This is a genomic window from Labrenzia sp. PO1 (assembly GCF_012273635.1).
Lineage (GTDB): Bacteria > Pseudomonadota > Alphaproteobacteria > Rhizobiales > Stappiaceae > Roseibium > Roseibium algicola.
Genome location: NZ_JAAXCR010000001.1, coordinates 1,113,754 through 1,140,043, shown reverse-complemented (window position 1 = coordinate 1,140,043; position 26,290 = coordinate 1,113,754). Strand labels below are relative to the sequence as shown.

The following is a 26,290-nucleotide window of genomic DNA, read 5'->3' as shown; positions in this document are numbered from 1 at the left end:
AGCCAGCCGGGCCGTTCCGCGGTCGATGGACCGCGAAACAGCTTTGCCGGCTGCGGGCTTGCGAAGATCAGTCGGTCGCGCGGATGCGGGCGACGAGATCCTTCAGATTTTCGGAGGTCACGTGCTTCTCGTAGACGCTGTCCATGGCTGCCATGAACGGCTCCTTGTCGATTTCCGTGACGACTTCGACACCGGCAGCGCGGACTTTTTCTTCAGACGCCTTTTCGCGGGCCTGCCACTGTTCGCGCATGAAGGGGACCGAGTCCTTTGCGGCCTGGCGGACGGCTGCCTGGTCTTCCGGAGACAGATTGTCCCAGGACTTCTTCGACATCACCAGCACTTCCGGCACGATCAGGTGTTCGTCCAGAGTGTAGTAGCCGGCAACTTCGAAGTGACCGGAAGATTCGTAGGACGGCCAGTTGTTTTCCGCACCGTCGATAACGCCGGTCTGGATGGACGAATAGACTTCGCCATAGGGCATCGGCGTCGCGTTGGCACCGAGCGCCGACATCATGTCGACGAAGATGTCGGACTGCATGACGCGAACCTTCATGCCTTCAAGATCTTCAATCGATTTGATCGGTTTGACCTTGTTGTAGAAGCTGCGCGACCCGCCGTCGTAAAAGGCAAGGCCGACATAGCCGTGCGGTTCGAACGCCGCCAGGATCTCGTCACCAATCGGACCGTCCATCACTGTGTGCATGTGATCGACGCCCTTGAAGATGTAAGGCAGCGAGACAACCTTGGTTTCCTCGACCAGGTTGTTGAACGGGCCCATGGAAACGCGGTTCAGGTCGATGACGCCGAACTTGGTCTGTTCGATGGTGTCCTTTTCCTCGCCAAGCTGCGCGGAATGGAACACTTCGACACAGATGCGGCCGTCAGTGCGCTCTTCCAGCAGCTTGCCCATCTGCTTGACGGCCTCCACAGTCGGATAGCCGTCCGGATGGGTGTCGGACGATTTCAGTGTCACTTCGCATGCAAGCGATGCGGATGTGAGCGCGGCGGTAGCCAGAAGCGATGCCGCAAGGGTCTTCAATACTTTCATAGTCTCCTCCCGAAATTGGCTCGTCAGAGCCGATAGGCCTGCTTGGCAAGCCTGTAAGTGAGGTCGTGAGCGACCTCATATGCCTCGTCCTCGTCCAGCCTCCCGGATGTCACGAGCGATGCGAGGTAAGCGCAATCGACACGGCGGGCCACATCGTGGCGGGCCGGAATCGAGCAGAAGGCGCGGGTGTCGTCGTTGAAACCGACTGTGTTGTAGAAACCCGCGGTTTCCGTGGTCAGTTCCCGGTAGCGGCGCATGCCTTCCGGGCTGTCGTAGAACCACCAGGCCGGACCGAGCTTGAGCGTCGGATAGACGCCGGCAAGCGGGGCCAGTTCACGAGAATAGGCCGTTTCGTCCAGCGTGAAGAGAATGATCGAAAGGTCCTTTTCCAGACCGACCGCGTCCAGCAGCGGCTTGAGCGCCTTGACGTAGCCGGTGTGGGTTGGGATGTCGAAACCCTTGTCCCGGCCATGGGCTGCCATGATACCGGACGAATGATTGCGGTAGCTGCCCGGATGAATCTGCAGAACCAGCCCGTCCTCGAGGCTCATTCGTGCCATTTCCGTCAGCATATGGCCGCGGAATGCGTCGGCTTCCACTGGTGAGCAATTGCCTTTCAGGGCCTTTTGGAACAGGGCTTCAGCATCCGCAGCCGGCAGGTTCTCGGTGCGCGCGGTGGCGTGACCATGATCGGACGACGTTGCACCGAAGGACTTGAAATAGGCCCGGCGCACCCGGTGGGCATTGAGGTAACCCTGCCAGCTGGTGGTGTCTTCACCGGCGAGCTCGCCGAATTTTTCGACGTTGGCGCTAAATCCCTCGAACTCCGGGTCGACAACCGCATCGGGGCGATAAGCCGTGACGACCCGCCCTTTCCAGCCGCTGTCCCGGATCTGTCGGTGCCATTTCAGGTCGTCCAGCGGTGATTCCGTGGTTGCGATCACCTCGATGTTGAAGCGCTCGAACAGCGCACGCGGCCGGAATTCCGGGCGGCTCAGGCAATCGGCAATGTGGTCGTAGGCTTCATCCGCGGTTTTGGCGGAGATCCGTTTGGTCCAGCCGAAGACTTCCTGGAAGGAATGCTCCAGCCACATGCGTGAAGGTGTGGCCCGGAAAAGATGGAAGTTTTCGGCAAAGGTGCGCCAGATCTTGCGACTGTCGGTCTCGCTCAAGCCGCCGTCGATGCGCGGTACACCCAGTTGGCTGAGGTCGATCCCTTGCGAGAACAGCATGCGGAAGACGTAGTGATCGGGAACGATGAACAGTTGCGCCGGATCAGGGAAAGCTTCGTTTTCGGCATACCAGCGCGGATCCGTGTGCCCGTGCGGGCTGACGATCGGCAGATCCTTGACGGTGGCATAAAGCTCCGTCGCGATCTTGCGCGAGGTCGCATCGGCGGGAAACAGGCGGTGCGGGTCAAGGCCCTGTTCCGAAATATCCGGTGCATCCGCTCTTTCCAGTGACATTCGTTTCTCCCGTGGCGCCTTTGGGCAGGCTAATGTTGCTACTAGTAAACTGATATGCTAGTTGAGTAGACGAGTCAACGGAGACAACGCTGATGTCAGAAAGTAGCGCCCTCAAGGTGCTCGAGCCGATCAAGATCCCGACCGTCGCAGATACGGTGTTCGAGGAATTGCACCAGCAGATCCTGTCACTGGACCTGGCGCCGGGCACGCGCATGTCGGAAGCGGAAGTGGCCAAGGCCTTCGGCGTGTCTCGCCAACCCGTGCGCGATGCCTTCTACCGGCTGTCGCAACTCGGGTTCCTTTTGATCCGGCCCCAACGGGCAACGGTTATCTCCAAGATCTCGGAAGTTGCGGTGCTGAAGGCCAAATTCGTGCGGACGGCGCTGGAAGTTGCCTGCATGCGAGCCGCCATCGAAGTCATCACGGACGCACAGATCGACGATCTGGACGAGCTGCTTGCACAGCAGCAGGCGGCGGTGGATGCGAATGAACGCCAGTTGTTTCACACGCTTGACGATACGTTTCACCGGAGGATCTGTGAAATCTCGGGCCACGACTATGTCTGGGCGCTGATCCGCGAGCAGAAAGCGCATATGGACCGGGTGCGGTTCCTGTCGCTGGCGTCCGGCGCGCAAGTCGCACTGGACGACCATTTCCGTATCATGTCGGCCATTCGCAGGCGGGACGGCAAACTGGCCGAATCCATGCTGACCGAACACCTGGGCCGGATTGCCACCATTCTCGGCCGCATCCGCGCCGAGAACCTGAACCATTTCGAGGAATGAGTATGCCGATGCGGTTTCTCGCCATCGGCGAATGCATGGTCGAGTTTTCACCGACACCGTCAGGAACCTACGCCGTCGGCTTTGCCGGCGATACGTTCAACACGGCCTGGTACGCGCGCCAACTGACGGACACCGAAAAGCTGGATGTCGGGTACCTGAGTGCTGTCGGGGATGACGCACTTTCCGGACAACTGACGGACTTTATCGAAGCTGCAGGAATCAGGCCGCTGATGGCCAGGGTGCCAGGTGCTGCGCCGGGCATGTACATGATCTTCCTCAGGGAAGGCGAACGAAGCTTTCAGTACTGGCGCTCGCAGTCCGCGGCCCGGCATCTTGCCGACGATCTCACAGCACTGGAGACAGCCGGGGAAGGAGACCTGCTCTATTTTTCCGGTATCACCGTGGCCATTCTTGCCGAAGCAGCCCGGGACCGGCTGCTAGCCGCCCTGCAGGCGGCTGCCGGGCGCGGCGCGGAAATCGTCTTCGACCCGAACCTGCGGCCGCGCCTGTGGCCGGCCTGTGACGAAATGTGCCGCTGGACGATGAAGGCGGCCAGCGTCGCCGGCATCGTGCTGCCGTCGTTTGAAGATGAAGCCTGCCATTTCAAGGATACCGACGAAGCGGCGACCGCGGCGCGCTATCTCGCCAATGGGGCGCGGCTGGTCGTGGTCAAGAACGGGGCGGGGCCGATCCTTGTGCGCGGGGCCGATGGCGACAGTTTTCAGTATCAGCCGGAACCGGCAAGCACGGTCGTCGATACGACGGCAGCAGGCGACAGTTTCAATGCGGCGTTCCTGGTCGAATACATGGAACGGGCAAGAACGCGTGAGGCTGTTCGTGCGGGCTGTGCCCTTGCCGCGCATGTGATCGGCAGCCGTGGAGCGCTGGTGCCTGTCACAAGAATGGACCTGATTGCCTGCCGCAACAGGTTGAGCGCCTGATTGTTTGTGTAACCTAACGGCAGAAAAGCCCCAATTTTAATCAACTGTTTACCATAAATATGTTGCTTTCGCTCCTGGATCGCGTGATGTGTCTTTAGAATTTTCTGATCCGGTCAGAACCGTATTATTGCAAGTTTGACGGTTCGAGCACGCCGCTGAAAGGACGCGAATATGGCTTCCACGATGAGCCGACGCACATTTGTTGCTGCATTACCCCTGCTGCTGGCAGCCTGCCAGAGCCAGCAGAGTTCAACCGTGCAGGCGGGATTGACCCCGCTGGCCGACGGGACACCGGATTATGCGACGGCCTATGCCGCCAGAACCGATGGCGGGTTTTCGATACCGGCGATCCAGTATCAGAAGTTCGACCCGAAATATCTGCGCCAGGTGGTGTTCTATCCGAGCAAATATCCATCCGGCACAATCGTTGTCGATCCCGGCAGCAAGTATCTCTACCTGATCCAGCCCGGTGGTCGTGCCATCCGCTATGGCATCGGTGTCGGTCGCGCCGGCTTTGCCTGGAACGGTGAAGCGGAAATCCGCTTCAAGCGGGAGTGGCCGAAATGGTTTCCGCCGGACGAGATGATCGAACGGGATCCGAAACTGGAAAAATATCGTGACGGGCAGGACGGCGGTCCGAGCAATCCGATCGGCGCACGCGGGCTTTATCTGTGGCAAGGCAACAAGGATACGCTCTACCGCATCCACAGCACCAACCAGCCCTCCAGCATCGGAACCAATGCTTCCAGCGGCTGTATCCGCATGTGGCATCAGGACATCATCGATCTCTACAACCGCGTCAATGTCGGCGCCAAGGTGGTTGTGCTGGGCTAGGTTTTCGGCACGTTCCCACTACGGCCTCATGTTTGAAGAGCCGCCAGGTCCCCTCAGATGGACTGGCGGCTCCTTTTCGTTCGCGCGGCCCATCCTTCGAGACAGCGCTTCGCGCTTCCTCAGGATGAGGGGGGTGGGTGGGGGCAGTTTGGGTAAAGCAGCTTTCCGGGTTGGTCAGTCCGATAGCGTGATCTGTCTGGCGTCGTGATCTGGATACTGTGCAGGCAGACAGTCTGTTATCCAGCCGACCAAGGACATTTCAATCCACAGCCCTACAGCCTCATCCTGAGGAGGGCCAACCGGCCCGTCTCGAAGGATGGGCACCTTGTTCCGGAGTTACCAGTTTTCCGGCCCCGCCTCGCTTAGCATATGGACGGGACCCGACGGGGAGGTAGCGCCCGCAAGTGTCACCCTTCGACCGACCCAAGTAACTCCTTTGCCTGCCGGGCTGCACCGCGGATGGCCGCGGCATAGAGGGTGACGTCGATCGACGTGGCAACGAAGGTTGCGCCGAGCTCCAGACAGGTGCGGGCGAAATCCAGATTGGTGGTCAGGATACCCGGTGCCTTGCCGGCAGCCTTGATGCGTTTCATGGCGTCGAGGATCGCGGCAACGACTTCAGGATGCATCGGGTCACCGAGGTGGCCCATATCGGCGGCCAGATCCGAGGGCCCGATGAAGACACCATCAACGCCGTCGACCGACAGGATGCCGTCGAGGTCTGCCAGGCCGGCGCGGTTTTCCACCTGAACCAGCAGGCAGATTTCACCGTCGGCAGTCGTCAGATAGTCGGGAATGGCGGAAAAGCCGGACGCGCGGGCAAGCGCGGATCCAACGCCGCGCACACCGACCGGCGGATAACGTACTGCACTGACGAGCTCTTCTGCCTGCGCCTTGCTTTCCACCATCGGGACCAGCAGCGATTGCGCACCGGCATCCAGGAACTGCTTGATCATCCAGGTCTCGCCAATGGGTACCCGCACGACCGGCTTGCTGCCAGAGGCCTCGACCACTTTCAGCTGCGCCATCATGGATCTGAGGTCGTTGGGCGCGTGTTCGCAATCGATCAACAGCCAGTCGAAGCCGGCACTCGCGGTAATCTCCGCCGTGTAGGCATCGGCAAGCCCGACCCAGCAGCCCATCTGCGGCTGACCGGAATTCAAGGCGGCTTTGAAGGCGTTTTGAGGCGCTGGCATGGTTTTCCCTATTAGGCGAAGGAGCAGGATACAGACCCGAACGGGCCGAAGTCGGCGTGGACCTTCGAACCGGACGGGCATTCCACCGGCCGGATGAAGGATCCGGACAGAATAATCTGTCCGGCTTCGATTGTCTGTCCGTAATCGGCCATGCGGCGCGCCAGCCAAACGACGCTCTCGACCGGATCGTTGAGGACGCCCGCACCAAGGCCGGTCTCCTCCACTTCACCGTTCCTGGTGACGATGGCGCCGGCCCAACGGAGGTCGATTGCTCCGGGATCATGCTTTTCGTTGCCCAGAACCAGGCCGGCATTGGCGGCGTTATCGGCAATGGTGTCGAAGATCTTGCGAGCCTGTCCCGTCTCCGGATCGACGCGCTGGATGCGTGTATCGAGAATCTCCAGGCTCGGGCACACGTGATCCGTTGCCGCAAGTACGTCCTCGCGCGTGACGCTGGCGCCACCGAGAGAGGCCTTCATGACAAAGGCAATTTCCGCTTCGATGCGCGGCTGGATGAACCGACCCTTGGGGACAGTGGCTCCGGTTTCAAACAGCATGTCGTCGAAGAGGACACCACTGTCCGGAATGTCGATCTTGAGCGCGTCCTGCATGGCTTTCGACGTCAGGCCGATCTTCCAGCCGATGATCTTGCGGCCTTCGGCAAGCTTCGCCCTGGCAAGTTCTTTCTGGATTGCATAGGCCCCGTCCATGTCGAGGTTCGGATGGCGCAAGGTGAGAAGACCGATCTGCTCGAGCGTCTTTTCCGCGTTCAGGAGATCATTTGCGGCTTTGGAAATGTCTGCTTCGTTCAGGCTCATTTTTCGTCCTCCACCCCGTTCCGCAAGATGCCTATGCCATCGACCTCGATCTCGACCACGTCGCCGGGTTTCAGATAGCGGGGAGGGTCGAACCGGGCGCCGGCACCTGTCGGTGTGCCGGTGACGATGATGTCGCCGGGCTGAAGTGTCATGAAAGTCGAGATGTAGGCGATTTCCTCACGGATCGGGAATGTCATGCGCTTCAGGTAATCGTCCTGGCGCAACTCTCCGTTGACGCGGGTCTGAATGCGGGCCTCATCCAGTTGCTCCGCCTTTTCGAAAGGCACGAGCCAGGGACCGATAGAACCGGAGCAGTCCCAGTTCTTGCCCTGGGTGACGTTGAATTTCGCGTGCCGGACCCAGTCGCGGATGGTGCCTTCGTTGCACAGGGTCAGGGCGCAGATATGATCATAGGCATCTTCCGCCTTGATGCGTCGGCCGGTCTTGCCGATGACGATGGCCACTTCGCCCTCGTAATCGAGTGTGTGGTTTTCGGGCGGCCGGATCAGCGGCCGGTCGTGGCCGGTGAACCCGCTGGCAAAGCGGGGGAACAAGGACATGTATTTCGGTTGGGTGCTGCCGTCCTTGTACTCCGCATTGCGGTCGGGAAAGTTGACGCCAACACACAGGATCCGCGGCGCGTTCGGCAGCACCATTTCATAAGTGAACTCGGAATGCGTAACCGGTTTCTCCTTTGCGGCAGTGACAAGGTCCTGCAGACCGCCGGCGCGAATGGCGTCGTAAAGCGTCGGCCACTGCGGAAAGTCCGGCGACAGGGCAATCATGCCGGTATCAGTGACGGCTCCGTAAAATTCCTGTCCGTCAGCGCTGTAGGTTGCGAGCCGGGTCATGCGGTCTCCATGTTTCTGGCAATTTCGGTAATGACGTCGAAGGCAAAGGCGACGTCTTCCTGTGTGCAGTCGAACTGCCCGACCTGGAAACGGACGACCTTGGCACCGTCCAGCAGGGTCTGGGTCAGGTAGATCCGGCCATCGTCGTTGATGGTATCGACGAGGCGCTGGTTGAGCGTGTCGAGGTCCCTTGCACTTTCAGGGGCAAAGCGAAAACTGAACAGGGAAAGGACGGGCTCGGAGGTGATTTCAAAATCCGGTTCTGCGCGCAATCGCTCGGCCAGAGCAGCCGACCAGTCGACATGGTTGCGCAGACGCCCTCGCAGGCCTTCCAAACCGTAGGAGCGCATCAGGAACCAGAGCTTCAAGGCCCGGAAACGGCGGCCGAGTGGAACGGACCATTCGGAATAATTGACGATCCCGTCGTGGCCGTGGGTTTTCAGATATTCCGGCCGGATCGCCAAAGTACGCACAAGGTCTTCCGGATCGCGAACAAAATGGGCGGAACAATCGAACTGGGCACCAAGCCATTTGTGCAGGTTGAAGACCATGGAATCGACGCCGTCGACGCCTTCCCAGAGCTCGCGGTACTCGGGGACGATCATCGCCGCGCCTGCCCAGGCCGCATCAAGATGCACATAGAGGCCGAAGTCTTTCGCGACCGTGACGACCGCTCCAACATCATCCGACGCGCCAACGCCGGTGCCACCGGTGCAGGCGATGATGCCGGCCGGCCGGAAACCTGCCGCAAGATCGGCTTCGATGGCCGCACGCAGCGCGTCCGGATCCATGGAGCGGCGTGGGCCCAGAACGGGGATACGCACCAGATTGTCCTGGCCGATGCCGGAGATCCAGATTGCCCTGTCGATGGAGGTGTGGACCTCATTGGAGGAATAGACCCGAAGGCGCGGTTGCCCGCTGAGGCCGGCCTTGTTGCCATCCCACGAAAGGGCGCGCTCGCGCATGGTCAGGACGGCGGCCAGAGTTGCGGTGGAGGCGCTGTCCTGGATCACTCCGGAAAAGGACCCGGGCAGACCGACGGCCTGGCGCAGCCAGTCCATCATCCTGGTTTCCATCTCGGTTGCCGCCGGAGAGGTCTGCCATAGCATGCACTGCGCCGCCATGGCGGTAACGAGATATTCCGCCAGCATTGACGGTGGAGACGCATTGGCAGGGAAATAGGCAAAAAAGCGCGGGTGCTGCCAATGGGTCATGCCCGGCAGCACGATCTTCTCGAAGTCCGCGAAGATCTTCTCCATCTCCTCGGCAAGTTCGGGAGGTGCCTCGGGGAGGGCGTTGAGGATTTCGCCCGGCTTCACCTGGGCGCGGACAGGCCGCTGCCGCAGGGTCTGGTGATAGTCTGCGGCCCAGTCGGCCACCCTCCGGCCCCAGCCGGCAAAGTCAGTCCAGTTCATCGCATTCTTCCAACCATTGTCTGTTTCACCTATGGCGCAACAATCGGTTGTGCGGCAAGGCTGGGGGCTTGAACTTCGGTTCCTTCGAACAGGGATCCTTCCTCGAACCAGCTCTTGGGAGCCGGTGCGCCCCAAAGGGTCTGCCGCTGCGGATCCTTCAGGTCCCACCTGATCGGTTCCAGATCCGGATCGACCGTCTGGTAATCCGAACAGTAGATCTCGATCCGGTGGCCGTCCGGGTCTCGAATGTAGAGGAAGAAGGCGTTGGAAATGCCGTGTCGGCCCGGGCCGCGCTCGATATTGGATACCCAGCCAGTGGTTGCCATCAGGTCGAGCAGGTCGATGATATTGAGCGGGGTCGGCACCCAGAACGCGGTGTGGTGGAGGCGCGGGCCCTTGCCGTTGGTGAAGGCAATGTCGTGGACGCCGCCCTTGCGGTGGGTCCAGGCGGCCCACAGACGGCCGGTTGCCTCGTCTTCCGTGTATTCGGTCACCCGGAAGCCAAGCTCGTTGTAGAAGGCAACGGAAGCATCGACGTCCGGCGAGAAGCAGTTGAAGTGGTCGATGCGGAGCGGCTTCACGCCCTTGTAGAGCGCGTATTTCTGATGGATCGGCGGCAGGCGGTCCATCTTGGCGTAGAACTCCAGCGGAATGCCGTGCGGATCGCGGGTCCGGAATGTGCGCGACTGATAGGGCCGCTCGACCCAGTCGACCGGCAACCCCTTGCCTTTGAAGAAGTGCGCGGCCTTGTCGAGGTTTTCCTCGTCGAACACCTTGAAGCCGAGATCACGGGCAGCGGCATCTGCCGATTTGCGCAGGACAAGGCAATGGTGGCCGCGTTCTTCCATGGCGCGCAGATAGATCGCCTCATCGGATTCGTCCGTGACCTGAAGCCCGAGCGTGTCGACATAGAAGGCCCGGCTCTTGGCCAGATCCGTGACGCCCAGTTCCACATGGCTGAGCCGGATGATGTTGAAGGGCGGATAGAGATTGGGGGCCGGAATGGGCATGGAAGGCTCCTGCGATAAACCTATTGGACCGGGAAGATGACGTTGGTCTGTCCGGTACCGGAACTGGGGAAATAGTCGGTCACGACCTCGCATTCGGCGGTGTAGCTGTCCCAGCCGAGCGCGCCGTAGAGCATGGCGGTGTCGTGCATGGAGCCTTCGCCGCAGCAATGGTCGGCATATTCCGGCAGCATCTTAAGGAAGGTGGCATGATCGCCCCTTTGCCACATGTCGAGGACATGCAGATCGACCTGCCGGTTGAACTCGGACGAGATGGTGAAAGTGCCGTTGTTGGCGGCGTAGTCCTTGTTGGCCCATATCTTGTGAGACAGGGAGCCCGAGGCAAGCAGCAGCACCTTCTCGTCACTGGTTTCAACTGCCGCCCGGATCGCTTCGCCGACGATACGGCTCTCGTCATGGCCGTGCACCGTGCACCAGGCAGCGACCGAGACGACCTTCATGTCGTGTTCCCGGCTCATGAACCGCATCGGCACCAGCGTGCCGTATTCAAGTTCCAGGCTGTCGAGATGATGGGCGAGCGTGAAAGCGCCGCGCTCGGTTGCCTCTCTTGCGATGGCGTCGCCCATCTCCGGGTTGCCCTCGTAGGCGTAAGGCAGGTTCTGGATGAAATGCGGAAATTCGTTCGAGGTGAACAGGCCTTCGAACCGCTTGTTGGCATTGATGTGAAAGCCTGCGTTGATCACCCAATGCGTGTCGCAGACGATCGCCGTCGTCGCGCCGAGCGCTTTTGCCCGGCGCGCGATTTCGTAATGACCGTTGATAGCCGGCTGACGCTTGCCCTCCACAGGTCCGGGCTGTTCCGACATCAGCATGGTCGGCACATGCGTGACCTTGGCCGCGAGAACGATTTCTCCCATAGTCTCCTCCCGTTACTGCGATCTTATGTCGTTCACATTCCTCACGCACCAAGGCGCGGGATGGCGTGCTGGCCGGTCGCAAAGCCGATGTGTTTCTGCTCCATGTAGAATTCGAACGACCAGTCGCCGCCGTCGCGGCCGATGCCACTGGCCTTGACGCCGCCGAAGGGGGTGGGCAGGTGGCGGACGTTTTCCGAGTTCACCCAGATCATGCCCGCTTCCAGAGCGTTGGTGAACCTCAGCGCCCGCGTCAGGTCGTTGGTCCAGACGTAGCCGGTCAGGCCGTAGGGAATGTCATTGGCGATCTGAAGTGCTTCGTCTTCCGAACTGAAGCGGATGGAGGTCAGGACCGGGCCGAAGATTTCTTCCTGGGCGATCTTCATGGAGTTGTTCGCGCCGGTGAAGAGGGTTGGGCGCACGAAGCAGCCTTCCGTCCCGACGCGGCTGCCGCCAGCGGCAATCGTTGCGCCGTCCTGGCGGGCGGTTTCGAAGTAGCCGGTCACCTTGTCGAAATGGGTCTTGTGGATCAGCGGGCCAATTTCGGTCTTTGGGTCGAGGGGATGACCGACCTTGATGTTGTTCACCCGCTCGATGAGCCTTGCCTCGAATTCATCGGCAATCGTGTCCTGCACCAGAAGGCGCGAGGACGAGGTGCAGCGCTCTCCGTTGAGCGAATAGATCATGAAGATCGCCGCATCCAGCGCCCGGTCGAGATCGGCATCGTTGAAAACGATCACGGGGTTCTTGCCACCGAGCTCGAAATGCACCCGCTTCAGGGTTTCCGCCCCCTGACGCATGATCATGGAACCGGTGCGGCTCTCGCCGACGAAGGCGATGGCCTTGATGTCAGGATGTTCTGTCAGGGCCTTGCCGGCTTCTTCGCCGAGGCCGTTGACCAGGTTCCAGACACCTTTCGGCAGGCCGGCTTCTTCTGCAATTTCCATCAGGATGCGTGCAGTGACTGGAGAAAATTCCGCCGGTTTGTGGACCACGGTGCAGCCTGCAGCGAGCGCCGGTGCGATCTTCCAGGTCGACAGCATGAAAGGCGTGTTCCAGGGCGTGATCACGCCGACCGGTCCGATCGGAAGACGGGTCGTGACGTTCATGAGGGTCGGTGATGGCAGGGCCTGGCCGTCGCGGGCACCTGGCGCCTTGTCAGCGAAGAAGCGGAAGTTCTCGGCGCCGCGCAGGGCGGCCTTCGACATGAAACGCAGGGCCTGACCGGTATCCCAGCATTCGCAAAAGGCGATTTCTTCGGCGCGGGCGACAATGCCGTCGGCAATCTTGTGAAGGATTTTCTTGCGCTCCGTCGCGGCCAAATCGCGCCATGCCGGAAAGGCCTCCTTGGCGGCCCTGGCTGCAGCATCGATATCGGCAGCATCCCCCCTGGCAACCTTGCAGATCAGGCTGTCGTCCACCGGGGAAGTGGTTTCGAATGTCGCGCCGGAGGCTGCGGGGCAGGCCTTGCCGCCGATCTGGTTCAGCACGCCGGTCTCCCGGAACCTTGCGAGGTAGGTCTCAAGTTTTTCGATGTTGTTCTGAAGGTCAGACATGGGTCAGACAGTCCCCAAATGGTCGCGAATGGTGCCCGTCTTGGGCGAAAGGTCCGGGTCGATGTCGCGCATCTCAAGCGATAGCGCGAGCGAACTGGTGGCCAGGACCGGTTCCAGGAAAGCCTTTGCGGCCTTGAACAGACGCTCCGCTGCGTCGCGCTTGACGTCGTCCGGCCGTCCGGCGCGAAGGCGTACGGAAATGTCGATGAAGGCATGTTTCGGGTCGCCGTCGGCGATTGCATAGTGGTCGCACCGGATGGCCCGCACCCGCAGACCGGGCATGGGAAGGGCATCGATGGTAGCGGCCTGCGCACGCAGATGCTCGCACAGGGCCTTTATGTCGGCCCGCTGTTCCAGATTGGCGGAATATTCCAGCGATATGTGCGGCATGGGATTTCCTTAACAGTGCAATATTTGCTATGTTAAATATATGAGATCGAAACTGTCAAACTTTTTGTGTCTAATAATCTGCCAATTCGCTATGGACCTTGCATGATCGACGACACTGAACCCGCTGACGGCCCGGCGCTGCCGTCCACAAGACGCTCCATCCCGATTGCGCTGATCCGGGCGCGCGAGAAGGTCATGGGCCCGATCCGCGAGATGCTCTCCGACTGCGGCATCACCGAACAGCAGTGGCGCATCCTGCGGGTGCTGGAAGAATTCGGTCCACAGGATGCCTCGACCCTGGCAGAGCGGGCCTGTCTGCTGCTCCCCAGCCAGACCAGGATCGTTCAGACGCTTCTGGAAAAGGGGTTGGTGACCCGTCAGGCGGACGAGAAGGACCGGCGCAAGCAAACGGTGGCGATTACGCCGGCCGGACAGGCAATCATTGAGGATAAGCTCGATGACGCCAAGGCAATCGCGGCGCGCATAGAAGAGGTCATCGGCAAGGAGAAACTGACACAGCTGCTCGACATTCTGGAGGATTTCCAGAAGCTGTAAGAGGCTAGGGACTGAGCCTGGGGCTGGGACAGATTATGGATTGAGGCCGGTTATCGCGGTGAGGGCCCGGCACCGGATGCCGGCTATTGGCCGGAAACGGCCCGGGCTCCCTTCAGCTTGCATAGCTGGAATAGAGCCCGGGCTTCTGGTCTCGTGCGGGAAGAGACCAGTTGTTTTAGTTGTAGCGGTACATCTTCTTTTCGGAGAACCACTTGCCCTGGCGGGTTTCGGTCGTGGACCCCGCCTTGTCGGCTTCCGCGAAGAGCTTGTGCGCCTCTTTCGACCGGCCCGTGTGATACAGCGCCCAGGCCCGAAGCAGTTTTGCCTTGCGGCTTTCGCGCCCGCTCATTGCGTTTCTTTCAAGGTACGGCAGAGCGCCTGCATAATCTCCGGTGCTGATCTCCTGTTCGGCAGAGCGCAGGTAGGAAGACCCGGAGGAGCGCGATCCGCCAGAGGAGCGGCTGCGTTCTTCGGAAGCGGACGCAAGCTGTGCGCCGCCGAGGGTCTTGATCGCCGGGAATTTGGTTGACCATTGCGCGATCAACTGTCGTTCGCGGGCTTTCTGCTTCTTGCGCTGAGCAACCACGATCTGGCCGACGGCCGCGGATTCGTTCGGCTGGAACTCCATCGATTTGGCAAACCAGATTTCAGCTTCATCGAGTTCAAGCATGTTGTAGAAGTGCCAGCCGAACACCTGGGCGGCAATCGGCGATTGCGCATCCTGGACGACGTTCGCAAATCTCGACAGGCGCTTGAAATCCATCTCGGTGCCATAGCCTTCCAGAAGCTGGATCGAAACGACTTCCAGATATGCCTTGAGGATGAGCGGATCCTTGCGCCGGTTCTTGTAGGCAAGTTCCTCGGCTTCCTCGTATTCGCCATCTTCCTTCATGGAGACGACCATACCTTCGATGGCCTTTGGCGAGGGGCGAAGCTTGTAGGCTGTCTGGAACCATTTGGTGGCGGTCTTGAACTCTTCGCGGGAATAGTAATACCAGCCAAGAAGTTCGGCATCGTTCGGGTTCTGGAGTTTTGCAGCCGAATTGGCGAGTGCGTCCAGATCCGATTTGTCGACCAGCATGGCGGGATCGGTGGCGCCTTCGCCAACTTCACCACGCAACAGGTCCAGGTAGATTTCGTTGAATTCCGAGCGGCCGTCCAATCCGGTTCTGCCGTAGGCGACAAGCTGCTCCACCGCGTTGCGCGGCAGCACTTCGGCAGCCTTTTGCACGGTGGCCTTGCGTTCGTCCTCATTGGCGCAGTTGGCAAGGATGTACTTGTAGGCTTCGAGCGCCTTGACGTCCTGACCGGTCTCGTTGAGAGCCCTGGCTGTCCGCCAGATAATGTCGATTTCCTGGCAGGTCAGAAGATCGGAGTTCTTCACCGCGATCTTGATGACCTCCTGGGCGTTGCCCAGTTCGGACGCCTGAATGAGGGTCTTTCGCGCTTCGGCATTGATGATCTGTCGGCGCAATTCGGCTGAAGGCTCATAACCCGGGTAGAGATTTATGTATTCCCGGATCTTGGCGTAGAGCTCCTGGGTCCGGCCGGTGGCGAAGAGATCCCAGAGCGGCTGTTCGTTCACCTCGATCCGGTTGCGGTCGTAGATGTTTTCCGGCGGTTGCCAGTCCGGATGAAGAGACTTCAGCCGCTTGATTTCGGCAGACACACGGCCGATCTCACCGTTCTGTGCGTAGTAGCGCAGAGCCGTTTCATCGACCTTGGCAGTCGCGGGGGCTGCCGGGGCGGCGGACTGTGCAGCCCCTGGCTGGGTGACCGAAAGCGCGAAAGGCGAAACATTGGCCTGCTGGACCGGCAAAACACCGGTTTCAGGTGCCTGCAGGACAAACGGAGAGCCGCCGGGCAGTTGTTGTTGCGGCGCGGCTTCCCACGGAGCGGACTGCGCCAGGGAACCGTTGGTCGCAAACGCCAGCGCGAAGGAGGCAATTACCATTCTGGTGAAAGACATTGCGGATACCTCTCTGCAATTGCGAGAATCGTGAAGATCTGAAGTGTTGTGGAGTAATAGTCGTCTGTGCCGATCTGCAGCAGTTCGGACGGGAATGGCTCGGCCTTGTCCATACATCTGGTCAGGGCGGCAATTGCGCGAAAACCGATGCCGCCCATGACACTCTTCGGCTCGCCCGTGACGATCTGCGTAACCGATGGGCCGCGGGGATCGGCAAAGCCGCGTAGTGTTGAAAAATCCGCCGCCTTTTTCACGCGCAGGGCATTTCTGGACAGCGCGAGATAGAGCGGAACCCGGATGGCATTGTAGCCGAATTCAGGTGTGAACTTATCTGAAGGAACCAGCTTGAGACCGCCGATATCGACCCAATCCGGTGGCAGGTAGCTTGGAGCCCTCTGGGAAAGGTCCAGGACGTCCTCTCCGACAACCGCAACCTCGCCCCAGTTCGCGGACGTATCGAATTCGGCAATGGTTTCCAGGGCCGGATAGACCCAGTAGGACGGGTTGACCGTGACGGTCTGATGATCGCCGGAGACGAACCCTTCACTGCCGGGAACAAGAACCGGTCCGAGGGCGGTTTGCTGAAGGAGCGTTGCCGCGATATCCGCCAGAACGACCTTTGCCGAGGCAAGGTCTTCAGGGTCTCCCCAGCTCTTGTAGGCCTCGATCAGCGCCCAGGCGATCAGCAGGTCCCCGTCCGTCGCGTTGTTGGTGTCGGCGACATTGGGACCTTCCGGCGTGTGCAGCACCTTCCAGGCAAACAGGTGATCCTTGCGCACCTGCAGGTTCTCGTAGGTGTAGTCGCGGATCAGCTTGAAGGTCTCGCGGTCATCCACCGCGACGGCCAGAACCATGCCGTAGCCCTGGCCTTCGCTGTGACTGATGCCTTCATTGGCATCGTCAATGACGGCTCCTTCCGGGGTCATGTGGCGGCTCGTATAGTCCCGCCACGCCGACCCCAGCCAGAGCGACACGGCTTCCTTGCTGCGCGCGCTGGCGCCGAACACCGGTTCGGCGTGAGCGGGAGCAAGCGACAGGAAAAGTGCCATGCCGGTTGTCATGCAAAGCCTCAGCATGTCAGCGTCCGGACCGTTTGAGGGAGACGTAGTAGCTGAAGCCGAGGATCAGGCAGAACGCCAGCATGAACACGACGAAGTCGAGCATGTTGTGCGAGACCAATCCTGCCACGACGAGCCGGCTGTTCCTGAACTCGGACGGGTTTGCCAGCGAGGCAAAGTAGTTCGGATCGGACAGGCGTTCGGACGCAAACCGGTTGGTGGTCGCGTTATAGAGCGACGTGTCGCCGGTGAGCCAGGCAAGCCTGCCTTCGCGCAGCATCGTTTCCGTACTGGCCTTGATGTCGTCACTCGTCAGGCCGGTCACGACGGTCCAGGTGTCCTGCTTGACCGGGGCTCCCATGAAGGCAACCCAGCTTTCCTTGGATGTCAGCGTCTTGGTTCGTTGTGCGATCAGGATGCTGTTGCCCTGCAGCGCGAAGCTGCGGTCGGACGGAACTTCGGAATTGAGCTTGAAGCCGACGCTGCGCCAGGCGGATCCGGCGTATCGCTGGATGCTTGCCATCAGGCTGGTGTCGTTTTCGTCAACAGACTTCAGCCCGAAAAAGCGGCCCACCTGACTGCGCGAGCCCTGCGTTCTTTCCGGGTCGAGCGTGTCCAGATAGGCTTCCTTGGCCATGCCCGACAGGCGATTGACCGGGGCAACAATCAGCCCCGGCTGATTGCCGACCGAGGCGGAGGCCGTCGTGATGGCGATCGGCCGGACCTGCTGTGTGATTGCTGCCGTTGCCACGGCAAGCTGTGCAGCGGCCTCCAGGCTTTTCGGGTCGTCGGCAAGCACCTGAATGGTGGTCGGCCGGTTTTCTGCAGGATTTTTCGGCAGAAGGTCGGAAGGAGACAGGCTCGGTGTCACGCGCATTCTGGCAAGTGCATCGAACTCGATCGTCGATGTGTCCGCATCAAGCGACAGCCGGTCGCCGTTGAGGCCGGTCGCGACGTCGCAGCTGGCATCATCTTCAGTCAGGGAAGAGACTTCGATGCGCAGGTCGTTGAAGCCGGGCGAGAAGCCGCCAAGCGGGATATCGAGTGGATTGCGGGATGAAATGCCGTCACGCGTCAGTTCCGCAGACGCAAGTGCGGCACCATTGGCGAAGACCTGCAGCCGGTTGGCATTGGACAGGTTTGCCAGCGCATCGATGTTCAGGCTGAGTTTGGCCTTGCCATAGTCTCCGACGAAGTAGTCGTCCGGCAGGCGGATCGAGAAGTCCTGCCGGAGAAGCCGGCCGTCAAAGCGTTTGCTGCTGACGCCGATCTTTGCCAGGGAAACCGTTTCGCCGGGTTCGATCTCGTAACCGAACTTGTTTTCGAATGCAGCAATACCCCGGCGGCTTCCCAGCATCGGCTTGGCCTGCAGGGCCTGTTTGAAGGCCTCGATGGACTTGTCCAGAGCCGGGCGGTTCTCTGCCGCGAGAAACAGGGAAACCCTGCCCGTATCCGGCCGGTGGACGATAGCAAGGCCGGGGATTTCCGAGCCCGTGTCGCCAACGGCAAAGCCTGCGTGCGAAAGCTCGGCCCGAGTGCCGACTATGATATCCAGGCCGGCATCGTTGCCCGGCTCGTTCCTGATCTGGATGTCCGGGTTATGGTATTTCCCGAAAGCCGCGACAGTCTGTGCAACTGCCAGGGCCCGGTCCAGATTCCCGGCGCTCGCCGTACCAAGTTGCAGCAGGCGCATGTTGGTGGCGCCGCTCTTGTCGTTCGGGACCGCGCGCAGCAGTTCAAGGCTGGCCGACACCTTCGGTGTGTTGTCCGGGCCCGGATCGAACACGATACCCGTGTTTGCCGGGTTCAGCACCGTCCACAGTTCATAGGTGGCGGGGATCGTGCAGTCCACACGGTGCTTGTGTTTCGCGATAAACCGGATTTCGTTGAACCCCTCGACCATCAGTCCGGGAGGGAGATCGAAGCTGCGCATGGAGCTTTGAGCGCCTGCGTTGAGTTCAATGTCGCCAACGGGCTGACCGTTGACCATGATGCTCATGCTGGAATGTTCCGGGGCGGTCGAGACCGCGGTCAGGTAGTCCACCTGCAGCTTGCGATAGAGAAGGACCTCGTCCCGCGGAGCGTAGACGGCAAGCCGGATTTCTGCCTGTTCGCCTTCCATCCGGAGCTGGTCGGCGGTTGCCGTCAGTCGGCGGATGGTGCTGCGGTCTTCGGTCTTGGTGTCGAGCACCGATACGTCGAGCTGCTGGGCAACTGCCGAAACAGGCAGAGCAATCAAGGTTGAGGCGACAAGCGCTGCCTTGAGGCAGGTTGCGGCTTTGAGGTGATACAGAGTTTTCATTGCTTCAATCCTCATTCTGCAGGTGCGAGGACGGATTCAGGCAGGTCCTGTTCGACAGGTGCCGGCTTGCGTTTCAGGCCGGACCGCAGAGCTGTCATGAGGCCGAGGACCGGGACGCGAATGCCGTAGTAAAGTGCCCATCTGGTCAGGCGCATCATGCCCGCGACGACCGAGGATCCCGTCAGCTTCCTGTTGTGCAGGGCTCTCGGTATTGTCAGGTCGGCAAACATCACGTCGCTGGAAACGATTGCTCGCGTTGCGACGGTGTCGAGATAGGCGGCGCCGATCAGAATTCCCTTCGAGCCGGCCCGCTGGGAGGCGACACGAATGTTGATGCCTGTTTCGGCAAGCGCGGCGTCAGGTTCCGGCGTCGCATCGGCTGACCGGTCCAGTGATTGACGGGGATGGAATGTCAGGTGGCCGTTGTCGCCGAGCACGTTCCCCCAAGCTGGTGCTCTTTCAAGTTGAAGGAGCAGGCCGTTGGTGTTGGATTCCACCAGATTGACCGGGATGGTCTCGTCACGAAGGCGGAGCGTCGCCTTGCGATGGACCCGGATACGCGGTGCGGTTCTGACTTCTTTCCGTTCCAGGATGGCGCCAAGGGCTGCACCGGCAATGATCAGGTTGAAGACATGCCAGATGCCGACAACACCAAGCAGGGCAGTCTGGCCGGTGTCGTTCTGCAGGCGCCAGGCCAGCACGCCGGTCGTGAGGAGCATGACCGCGAAGACGATGATGTAGGGCCATGCGATGACCGACAGCTGTTCTTCTTCGAGTGTTTCACCCTTGGTCGTGACGTTGAACTTCGGCGCACGCGGGTTCATCAGCACGGAGAAGATCGCCGGGAACAGGTAGATTGACTGGATGTACTCGTAGAGTTCGGAGATCCAGGGCCACCTGAGCTTGCCATAGAGGCCGGACTGGATCGTTACCACCGCAAGGATGTAGGTCATCGTGTAGGCCAGGAATTCCTGCGGCGAGGCGATGTAGATCTTCATGTTGAAGAGGATGAACATCAGTGGCGCCAGCAGGAACACCAGCCGCGGGAACGGGAACAGCCAGAACATGGCGCTGGACATGTAGGCGACGCGCTGCATGAAGCTCAGGCCCGGCTTGAACATCGGGTTCTTGAGCATGAGGATCTGCAGCATGCCCCGGCACCAGCGGGACCGCTGGCCGATGAACGAGGCGAGAGTGTCAGGCTGCAGGCCGGCGATCATCGGACGATCGACATAGGCGCTCTTCCAGCCGCGCGAATGCAGCTCGAGAGCGGTTTCGCAGTCTTCCGTGATCGAGACGCCCGAGAAACCGCCGACTTCATTGAGGGCTGCACGCCGCAGGACGGCGCCGGAGCCGCAGAAGAAGGTGGCGTCCCATTTGTCGAGGCCCTTCTGGATCATGCCGTAGAACATGTCGTTCTCCGAGGGCATGATGTTGTAGGTGCGCAGATTGCGCTCGATCGGATCCGGATTGAGGAAGAAGTGCGGTGTCTGAACCAGGAACAGTTCGGGATCCTTGAAGTAGGCGACGGTTTCGCGCAGGAACTCCCGTGCCGGTGCGTGATCGGCGTCGAAGACCACCACGAGATCACCTTCCGACCGAGACAGGCCGTAGTTGAGGTTTCCGGCCTTGGCGTGTTCGTTGCGTTCACGAGCAAGATATGTCGCACCGAGATCTTCGCAGATCCGCTTGAATTCCTGGCTGCGCTCATAAGCGGCAAGGGCGGCCTTCTGGTCCGTGGAATTCAGCTTCTGAAGCGTGGCGCCATCGTCCAGAAGGAACACACGGAACTTGTCCTTCGGATAGTCCATGTTCTTGGCGGCGGCGATGGTGCAGGCGACGAGGCCCGGATCCTCGTTGTAGCTGGGAATGAACACGTCGACGGTCGGAGCATCGGCGTCGGAGTTCTGCACCTTGCGGGGACGCTCATAACGGTCGGAGACGATGAGCGCCGACAGGAAGAACATCAAGATGCAGAAGAGCTCTGCAACAAGCAGCAGGACGCCGGGAACGAAATCGTAAAAGTTCTCGATCGGCGGAACCGTCTGTGTCACGCGCCAGTAAACGTAACGGCCGACGAGCAACCCTCCGAGCGTCAGAAACGTGACGCGTCCCAGAGTGCCCGGCAAGACCTTCGTGAATTGCATGGCGACCAGAACGAAGAGGCCGAGAAAGAGTTGAACTTCAACCGAAAGCGGCAGCGTGACGATGAAAAATGTAGCGATGGTCGCTATCGTCGCGAATACGTATAAAAGTAAGTTCAGCATAGCCTAAGTTCCTGTACTTTGTACGTTATTGGTCTGGTGCTATTTGAATTGCTTTTGTCACCGAGTTGACGAGCTCTATTTGTGAGCTTGTTGCGGTTCTTTGCTGTGCCATCGCAAGGTGATTTCTTGCGGTGTTGTAGCTGATCCCGATTTCCTCGGCGGCTTGTCTTACGGTTTTGCCGTCTATTATTTTCTTGATGATGCGCGCCTGCTGATGCGTGACCCCGGTGGCGGCTTTGATCGTCTCGGCGCTTACCTCGTTGGAGGCGGTGTCCGCGGTGATCAGGACCTTCTTGCGGAAATAGGATCTGACGGGATCCCGGGTTTCCTCGTCGGACACCTGGGACGGGATGGCCTCCACAAAGTAGCGGGGGCCACCGGCAATGCTCATGACCCGTGCCCGTTCCTGCCGAGTTGATCCGGTGTTTGCCGGGGCATCGACGGGCAAGTCGCGAGAGTTGCGGGCAAAGAACGGTGCCAGGCTCAAAGGTGCCTGGATCCTGCCGTCGATGAGGCGAAGATCGCCGCCTTTCTGCAGCACCTTTTCCATCGCCGGGTTTTTGACAAGGACTGAGCCGTTGCCGAAGAACACAAGCGCTGGAGACTTGATGTGTTTGATCCAGTATTGCGCGCTTGTCAGTTCAGTGCGGTTCCGCCCGTAAACGAGATCCTCGGCATAGGCCTCGAAGCCGCCGAAGATGTCATCCGCATAAGCAACAACACCTTGGAAAAGACTGTCTGAAAAGCCGACTGGAACGTGGGCGGCAAGATAGAGCTGCAAACCCATTCCCAATTCGACCATGAGAACAGCCGCACGGTTGGTTTCAAGGGTTGTATCGCGCGACAAACCATCGGGTGTTGTTGCGGTGCAATGCAGGATCTCGGTGTCGTGTGTAACGGGGGTGCAGGAGTTGGCTTTTACTTGGGAGAACGTGTCTATTTCGTTCCCGAGAAGATGTTCAGCTTCCCAGGCTTGACGATTGTCATCAATTGTATAGCAAATCTCGATCTTCTTCCTTCTTGCATCCAGAACAAAGATGCTGAAGAGAAGAAATTCAAAGCGTTTGGCCAGTGCATAAGGAAAGTCTAAATTGCTTCGGTTGCGGCGTTCTTTTGTCTGGCCACCGTATAAAACACTTTCGTTAAAGTCCCTTCCTGCAAAATACATTTTTTGCTCCCAGGTAGAAATGGATTTTATTCGTGGTGACGATCTAAGTTCTGGCTCGTTTCATTCTCTGAAATTGAATTTTATCTAAATCGATCGATTGGTTTCTTAGGGGGTTAATAAATTATTAAACCTTTTATACCGGAAACTTCATGCCGTTGCTCTAGTGCAATTGCATCAATTTTAAAGCAACTACAGTCTTGGTTAATTTATAACTCTAAGATAATTATAGAATATTCTTCAGTATTAAATGAGATATATCGATGAATACATTAAGATCATCGGGTTGTGTTCAGGAGATGGTTTTCGTTGAATTTGAAAAATGCAAGTCAAGGTGGTGTGCTTGCGTGTATTGTTGCGCTGCAGCATTTGTCGTGTTTTTCGATTTTTACTGTTTGCGTCGAAATGTCTCGAGGCGATGTCGCGAAATTCCCGGTGAAATCTGTTTGAGATAAAATTTTGTCTTGTTTGATTTAACTATTCAGATTGCCGACAAATTAGGCGGACTTGGCTAATTTGAGTTCAGGCTCGAGAATTGAGCGTTTTGCCTGCCTGAATTTGTGATCGAATTTTTCGAAACTTGATACGCGGCGGCCAGAAATGTCGCGCAGCGGTTGAAAACGTTAGGGAAATTCGACCTCAAATTGGCGGGCAGCTTGCTGTTGGGACAAACAAAAGAGCCAGGGCGCGCAAATCCCGTTGGCTGTTTGCGCGCCGCGTGCTGGTCTTCTGATGGCAAGTGGCCTTTAGAGGATCCGAAGCCCTCGAGGTCTTGAGAGGGCTTCAGGGCAACGTGGTGGTGCCGGCCGTTGAGGCTTGCGTGTTACTGAGATGCTTCCGAGGGATTAGCCGGAAACGGCTTTCAGTCCGGTCTCGACCGCCGACAGGATTTTCGTCACGTTGTCCGAGTTCACGATCAGCGGCGGCGAGAAGATGGCATTGTTTCCGGAGACCCGGATCATGACGCCGTCCTCATAGGCGGCCTGCTGCAGTTTCAGCGGGGCATCCTTTGCCGAAGGTTTCTTGCTGGCGCGGTCGGAGACGAGTTCGATGGCGCACATCAGTCCTTCGCCGCGCACGTCGCCGATCACCTCGAAACGTTCCTGGAGCCCCTTCAGGCCACCAAGAAGTTCCTTGCCGCGTACGGCGGCGTTTTCATGGACCTTCAAACGTCGGATCTCTGCGAGGGCAGCCAGCGCGGCTGCCGCGCCGACAGGGTGGCCGGAATAGGTGTAGCCGGTATCGATGGACGCGATCCCGCTGGTGTCGTTTTCAAAGACTTCGGCCACATACCCGGCGATCATCACCGCGCCGAACGGGAAATAGCCGTTTGTGATGGCTTTTGCCGTGCACATGAAGTCCGGCTGGACGCCCCAGTGGCGTGCACCGCTCTCGCTGCCGGTGCGACCGAAGGCGGTGATGACCTCGTCGGAGATCAGCAGGATGCCGTTGCGGTCACAGATCTCGCGCACCATCGGCATGAAGCTCGGATGGGGAGGCATGACACCACCGGCGCCGAGGACGGGCTCCATGATGAAGGCGGCAATGGTGCCGGCTCCCTGGAAGGCGATCTCGTCTTCGAGGGCGGCTGCGCAGAGCTGGGCAAGTTTCGCCGGATCGCTCTCGTTGAACGGGTTGCGGTAGGTGTAGGGAGCCGGAATGTGGAAACAGCCCGGCAGCAGAGGCTCGTAAGCGTTGCGGAACTTGCCGTTGCCGTTGACGCTGGCGCCGCCGAAATGGGTGCCGTGATAGCCTTTCTTAAGGCTGAGAAACTTGGTGCGGCCCGCTTCGCCGCGAATGCGGTGATACTGGCGGGCGAGCTTGAGGGCGACTTCGACCGAATCCGAGCCGCCGGAGGTGAAGAAGGCGCGCGTCAGCCCGTCCGGGGCGAAGAAATCGGCAAGTTCGTAGGAAAGCTCGATCACCTTGTCGTTCGATGTGCCGCGAAAGATCGAGTAATAGGGCAGGGCGTTCAGCTGGTCGGAGATTGCCTGTTTCACCGGTTCGCAGGAGTAGCCGAGGTTGACGTTCCACAGCCCGCCGACGGCATCAAGAACTTCGTGACCGTCAACATCAGTGATGAAAACATCGCGACCACCTGTCAGGATCGTCGGCAGATTGGTCTGGCTGTCGGCCGGATGAGCCATCGGATGCCAGACATGGCGGGCGTTGTTTTCCTTCAGGAAGTTGGAATCCTTCATGTCATGTCTCCTTGGAGTAAACTTGGCAGGCCGAGCAACGAAAGTGCCTGGTCATAGGAAGATCGGGGGGAAAGAACGTCGAAGTGAACCGTCTGCAGACCGGCCGTCTCCGCGCCGCGAATGTTGCGCAGCTGATCGTCGACAAAGACGCAGGCGGATGCGGGCAGGCCGAGTTCGTCCAGGCACAGCTGATAAGCACGCGGATCCGGCTTCAGGATCCTGGTGTAGGTGGCATCGACGATGACGTCGAAATCATCCAGAAAAGCGAGCTTTTTCCTGAAGTCCGCACCGTAGAAAAGGTCCAGCTCATTGGACAGGATCGCAAGCTTGCAGTCTGCCTGCCGGGCAATGTCGATTGCGGCCAGGGCTTCCGGGCGCATGACGGCATCGGGATCAGCGCCGCGCGCAGCCTTCACGAACTGGGCCATTTCCGTCCACTCGTTGCCGGTCAATTCGGCAATTTCCTGCGTGCGCCGGTGCCAGTAGTCGCGTTCGGAAATCTCGTCCCGCTGCATTGCCTGCCAAAGACTGTCGGTTGCCGGATCAAACGGGCCGCGCCAGGTCAGGGTGCCGGGGGCGAGCCCGAGAGCCTGTTCGGTCAGGTTGTGGGTCTCGAAAATCGTGCGAGTGACAACCCCGCCGAAATCGAGCACCAGAGCCTTCGTGTCATGCGGCATCGCGCCAGATCCTTCTCAAATCGACCGGGACAACGCCGCCGAGTTTTTCAGTGACTTCCGTCGCCGCGATCGGCAGGGAAATTCGGATTTTTGCTTTCAGCTCATCGGTCATGCGAACGGTGGGGGCGGCAACGGCAATGGTGCCGACTGCCTCGGGCAAGTCGCCGAAGATCGGCGAGGCAAAGGAAGAGACGTGCTCTTCAAATCCCTGGTCGATAAAGGCAATACCGTCGTTTCGAACCTGTTCGACTGTCTGTTTCAATAGCTCGGTATCGGTGATCGTGTAGCCGGTGGAGGGTTTGAGCTTCGTCTTCAGAAGCTTCGGCAGCAGATCGATCGGACCGAAGGCCAGCATGGCGAGACCGGAGGCAGTTGCGTGCAGCGGCAGCAATTCAGCTTCGTCGAAATAGACCCGCGTGCCGTGAATGAGTGCGTCATGATGATAGAGCGGTGACAGGTGATTGCCCTCCCGCAAGGAGACATGAACCAGCTCCCCGAGTTCTCCAGCCAACTGTTCCACCAGTGGAGCGACAAGCCTTCTTGCCGGGAACAGTCGTTCGCGGACTGCCGCAAGACGCAGGATGGCCGGCCCCAGGCGATAGCCTTTGGTGCCCGGGTTCTGCTCCAGAAAACCGTTGGCTGTGAGTTCGGTCAGATGCCGGTGAACCGTTGCCTTGTCCTGGCCCGAAAGGTTGCGGAACTCGGTCAGGCCGATTTCCGAACGGCTGGCGGAAAAGTGGTTCAGCAGGCTCAGCGCTTTTGTGATCGTGCCCATGCTTCAGCAGTTCCTTTCCCGCAGGCGCCGGATTGAAGCTCCGGCATTTGACGGGACGATGTTGACATGTAGTTTCATTTGAAACAATATATTTTTAAACCGATGGTTTGTTATTTGAACCGTTTTGCGAGGTAAACAA

General features: G+C 59.4%; 22 protein-coding genes. 4 read left to right on the top strand and 18 right to left on the bottom strand.

The features are described from left to right. Positions 1-67: 67 nt before the first annotated feature. Positions 68-1,048: a TRAP transporter substrate-binding protein gene (locus tag HCG46_RS05325; RefSeq protein ID WP_023003254.1), complete on the bottom strand. Its 981-nt coding sequence runs from the start codon at positions 1,046-1,048 to the stop codon at positions 68-70. 23 nt (positions 1,049-1,071) lie between these two features. Continuing rightward, positions 1,072-2,514: a glucuronate isomerase gene (uxaC, locus tag HCG46_RS05320; protein ID WP_168684995.1), complete on the bottom strand. Its 1,443-nt coding sequence runs from the start codon at positions 2,512-2,514 to the stop codon at positions 1,072-1,074. A 92-nt stretch (positions 2,515-2,606) separates the two neighbouring features. Between uxaC and HCG46_RS05315 the strand changes: the two genes are divergently transcribed. The 3 genes from HCG46_RS05315 to HCG46_RS05305 all read left to right on the top strand — a co-directional run bounded on the left by HCG46_RS05315 (position 2,607) and on the right by HCG46_RS05305 (position 5,074). Further along, positions 2,607-3,299, top strand: coding sequence for a GntR family transcriptional regulator (locus tag HCG46_RS05315; protein ID WP_023003256.1), 693 nt, complete (start codon positions 2,607-2,609; stop codon positions 3,297-3,299). Positions 3,300-3,301: 2 nt separating this feature from the next. Continuing rightward, positions 3,302-4,240, top strand: a complete 939-nt coding sequence (locus tag HCG46_RS05310; RefSeq protein ID WP_168684993.1) for a sugar kinase — start codon at positions 3,302-3,304, stop codon at positions 4,238-4,240. Positions 4,241-4,411: 171 nt separating this feature from the next. Next, the gene (locus HCG46_RS05305) at positions 4,412-5,074 is read left to right on the top strand and encodes a L,D-transpeptidase (protein WP_168684991.1); all 663 of its coding nucleotides are present in this window, start codon (positions 4,412-4,414) and stop codon (positions 5,072-5,074) included. 407 nt (positions 5,075-5,481) lie between these two features. Here the strand turns inward: HCG46_RS05305 and hpaI are convergent, their stop codons facing one another. Genes hpaI through HCG46_RS05265 form a run of 8 tightly spaced genes read right to left on the bottom strand, consistent with a single transcriptional unit; the run spans position 5,482 to position 13,182 of the window. Further along, the gene (gene hpaI, locus HCG46_RS05300; protein WP_023003259.1) at positions 5,482-6,270 is read right to left on the bottom strand and encodes a 4-hydroxy-2-oxoheptanedioate aldolase; all 789 of its coding nucleotides are present in this window, start codon (positions 6,268-6,270) and stop codon (positions 5,482-5,484) included. A gap of 11 nt (positions 6,271-6,281) precedes the next feature. After that, positions 6,282-7,088: a 2-oxo-hept-4-ene-1,7-dioate hydratase gene (gene hpaH / locus HCG46_RS05295; RefSeq protein ID WP_209009308.1), complete on the bottom strand. Its 807-nt coding sequence runs from the start codon at positions 7,086-7,088 to the stop codon at positions 6,282-6,284. Next, entirely contained in the window at positions 7,085-7,939 is an 855-nt protein-coding gene (locus HCG46_RS05290; protein WP_168684989.1) for a fumarylacetoacetate hydrolase family protein, read from the bottom strand. Before HCG46_RS05290 ends, hpaH begins: the two co-directional genes overlap by 4 nt. Continuing rightward, positions 7,936-9,354, bottom strand: coding sequence for a pyridoxal-dependent decarboxylase (locus HCG46_RS05285; protein ID WP_168684987.1), 1,419 nt, complete (start codon positions 9,352-9,354; stop codon positions 7,936-7,938). Before HCG46_RS05285 ends, HCG46_RS05290 begins: the two co-directional genes overlap by 4 nt. Before the next feature lie 29 nt (positions 9,355-9,383). Then, positions 9,384-10,364 (bottom strand): 3,4-dihydroxyphenylacetate 2,3-dioxygenase, encoded by a 981-nt coding sequence (hpaD, locus tag HCG46_RS05280; protein ID WP_023003263.1) that lies wholly within the window; start codon positions 10,362-10,364, stop codon positions 9,384-9,386. A 20-nt stretch (positions 10,365-10,384) separates the two neighbouring features. Beyond that, positions 10,385-11,239 (bottom strand): 3,4-dihydroxyphenylacetate 2,3-dioxygenase, encoded by an 855-nt coding sequence (gene hpaD, locus HCG46_RS05275; RefSeq protein ID WP_168684985.1) that lies wholly within the window; start codon positions 11,237-11,239, stop codon positions 10,385-10,387. Positions 11,240-11,280: 41 nt separating this feature from the next. Next, positions 11,281-12,792, bottom strand: coding sequence for a 5-carboxymethyl-2-hydroxymuconate semialdehyde dehydrogenase (gene hpaE / locus HCG46_RS05270; protein ID WP_168684983.1), 1,512 nt, complete (start codon positions 12,790-12,792; stop codon positions 11,281-11,283). 3 nt (positions 12,793-12,795) lie between these two features. Beyond that, a complete protein-coding gene (locus tag HCG46_RS05265; protein WP_023003266.1) occupies positions 12,796-13,182 on the bottom strand; it encodes a 5-carboxymethyl-2-hydroxymuconate Delta-isomerase in 387 nt (128 codons plus the stop codon). A gap of 102 nt (positions 13,183-13,284) precedes the next feature. Here HCG46_RS05265 and hpaR point away from each other — a divergent pair, with 102 nt between their 5' ends. Then, positions 13,285-13,737, top strand: coding sequence for a homoprotocatechuate degradation operon regulator HpaR (gene hpaR / locus HCG46_RS05260; RefSeq protein ID WP_023003267.1), 453 nt, complete (start codon positions 13,285-13,287; stop codon positions 13,735-13,737). Between the two features lie 175 nt (positions 13,738-13,912). On the opposite strand, the gene HCG46_RS05255 is transcribed toward hpaR, so the two are convergent. From HCG46_RS05255 to HCG46_RS05220, 8 genes are all read right to left on the bottom strand, one after another. Beyond that, entirely contained in the window at positions 13,913-15,706 is a 1,794-nt protein-coding gene (locus tag HCG46_RS05255; protein ID WP_168684981.1) for a hypothetical protein, read from the bottom strand. Beyond that, positions 15,685-16,782 (bottom strand): glycosyl hydrolase family 8, encoded by a 1,098-nt coding sequence (locus HCG46_RS05250; protein ID WP_052001968.1) that lies wholly within the window; start codon positions 16,780-16,782, stop codon positions 15,685-15,687. The genes HCG46_RS05255 and HCG46_RS05250 overlap by 22 nt, the downstream gene beginning before the upstream one ends. A 1-nt stretch (position 16,783) precedes the next feature. Then, positions 16,784-19,066, bottom strand: coding sequence for a cellulose biosynthesis cyclic di-GMP-binding regulatory protein BcsB (locus tag HCG46_RS05245; RefSeq protein WP_168684979.1), 2,283 nt, complete (start codon positions 19,064-19,066; stop codon positions 16,784-16,786). 11 nt (positions 19,067-19,077) lie between these two features. Beyond that, on the bottom strand, positions 19,078-21,333 hold the full coding sequence (gene bcsA / locus HCG46_RS05240) for a UDP-forming cellulose synthase catalytic subunit (RefSeq protein WP_168684977.1): 2,256 nt from the start codon (positions 21,331-21,333) through the stop codon (positions 19,078-19,080). 25 nt (positions 21,334-21,358) lie between these two features. Continuing rightward, complete coding sequence (locus tag HCG46_RS05235) at positions 21,359-22,501, bottom strand: LuxR C-terminal-related transcriptional regulator (RefSeq protein WP_168684975.1); 1,143 nt, start codon at positions 22,499-22,501, stop codon at positions 21,359-21,361. 842 nt (positions 22,502-23,343) lie between these two features. Further along, positions 23,344-24,699, bottom strand: a complete 1,356-nt coding sequence (locus tag HCG46_RS05230; RefSeq protein WP_168684973.1) for an aminotransferase class III-fold pyridoxal phosphate-dependent enzyme — start codon at positions 24,697-24,699, stop codon at positions 23,344-23,346. Continuing rightward, positions 24,696-25,376: an HAD-IA family hydrolase gene (locus tag HCG46_RS05225; RefSeq protein WP_168684971.1), complete on the bottom strand. Its 681-nt coding sequence runs from the start codon at positions 25,374-25,376 to the stop codon at positions 24,696-24,698. The genes HCG46_RS05230 and HCG46_RS05225 overlap by 4 nt, the downstream gene beginning before the upstream one ends. After that, a complete protein-coding gene (locus HCG46_RS05220; protein ID WP_075282357.1) occupies positions 25,366-26,151 on the bottom strand; it encodes an IclR family transcriptional regulator in 786 nt (261 codons plus the stop codon). The genes HCG46_RS05225 and HCG46_RS05220 overlap by 11 nt, the downstream gene beginning before the upstream one ends. Positions 26,152-26,290: the final 139 nt, after the last annotated feature.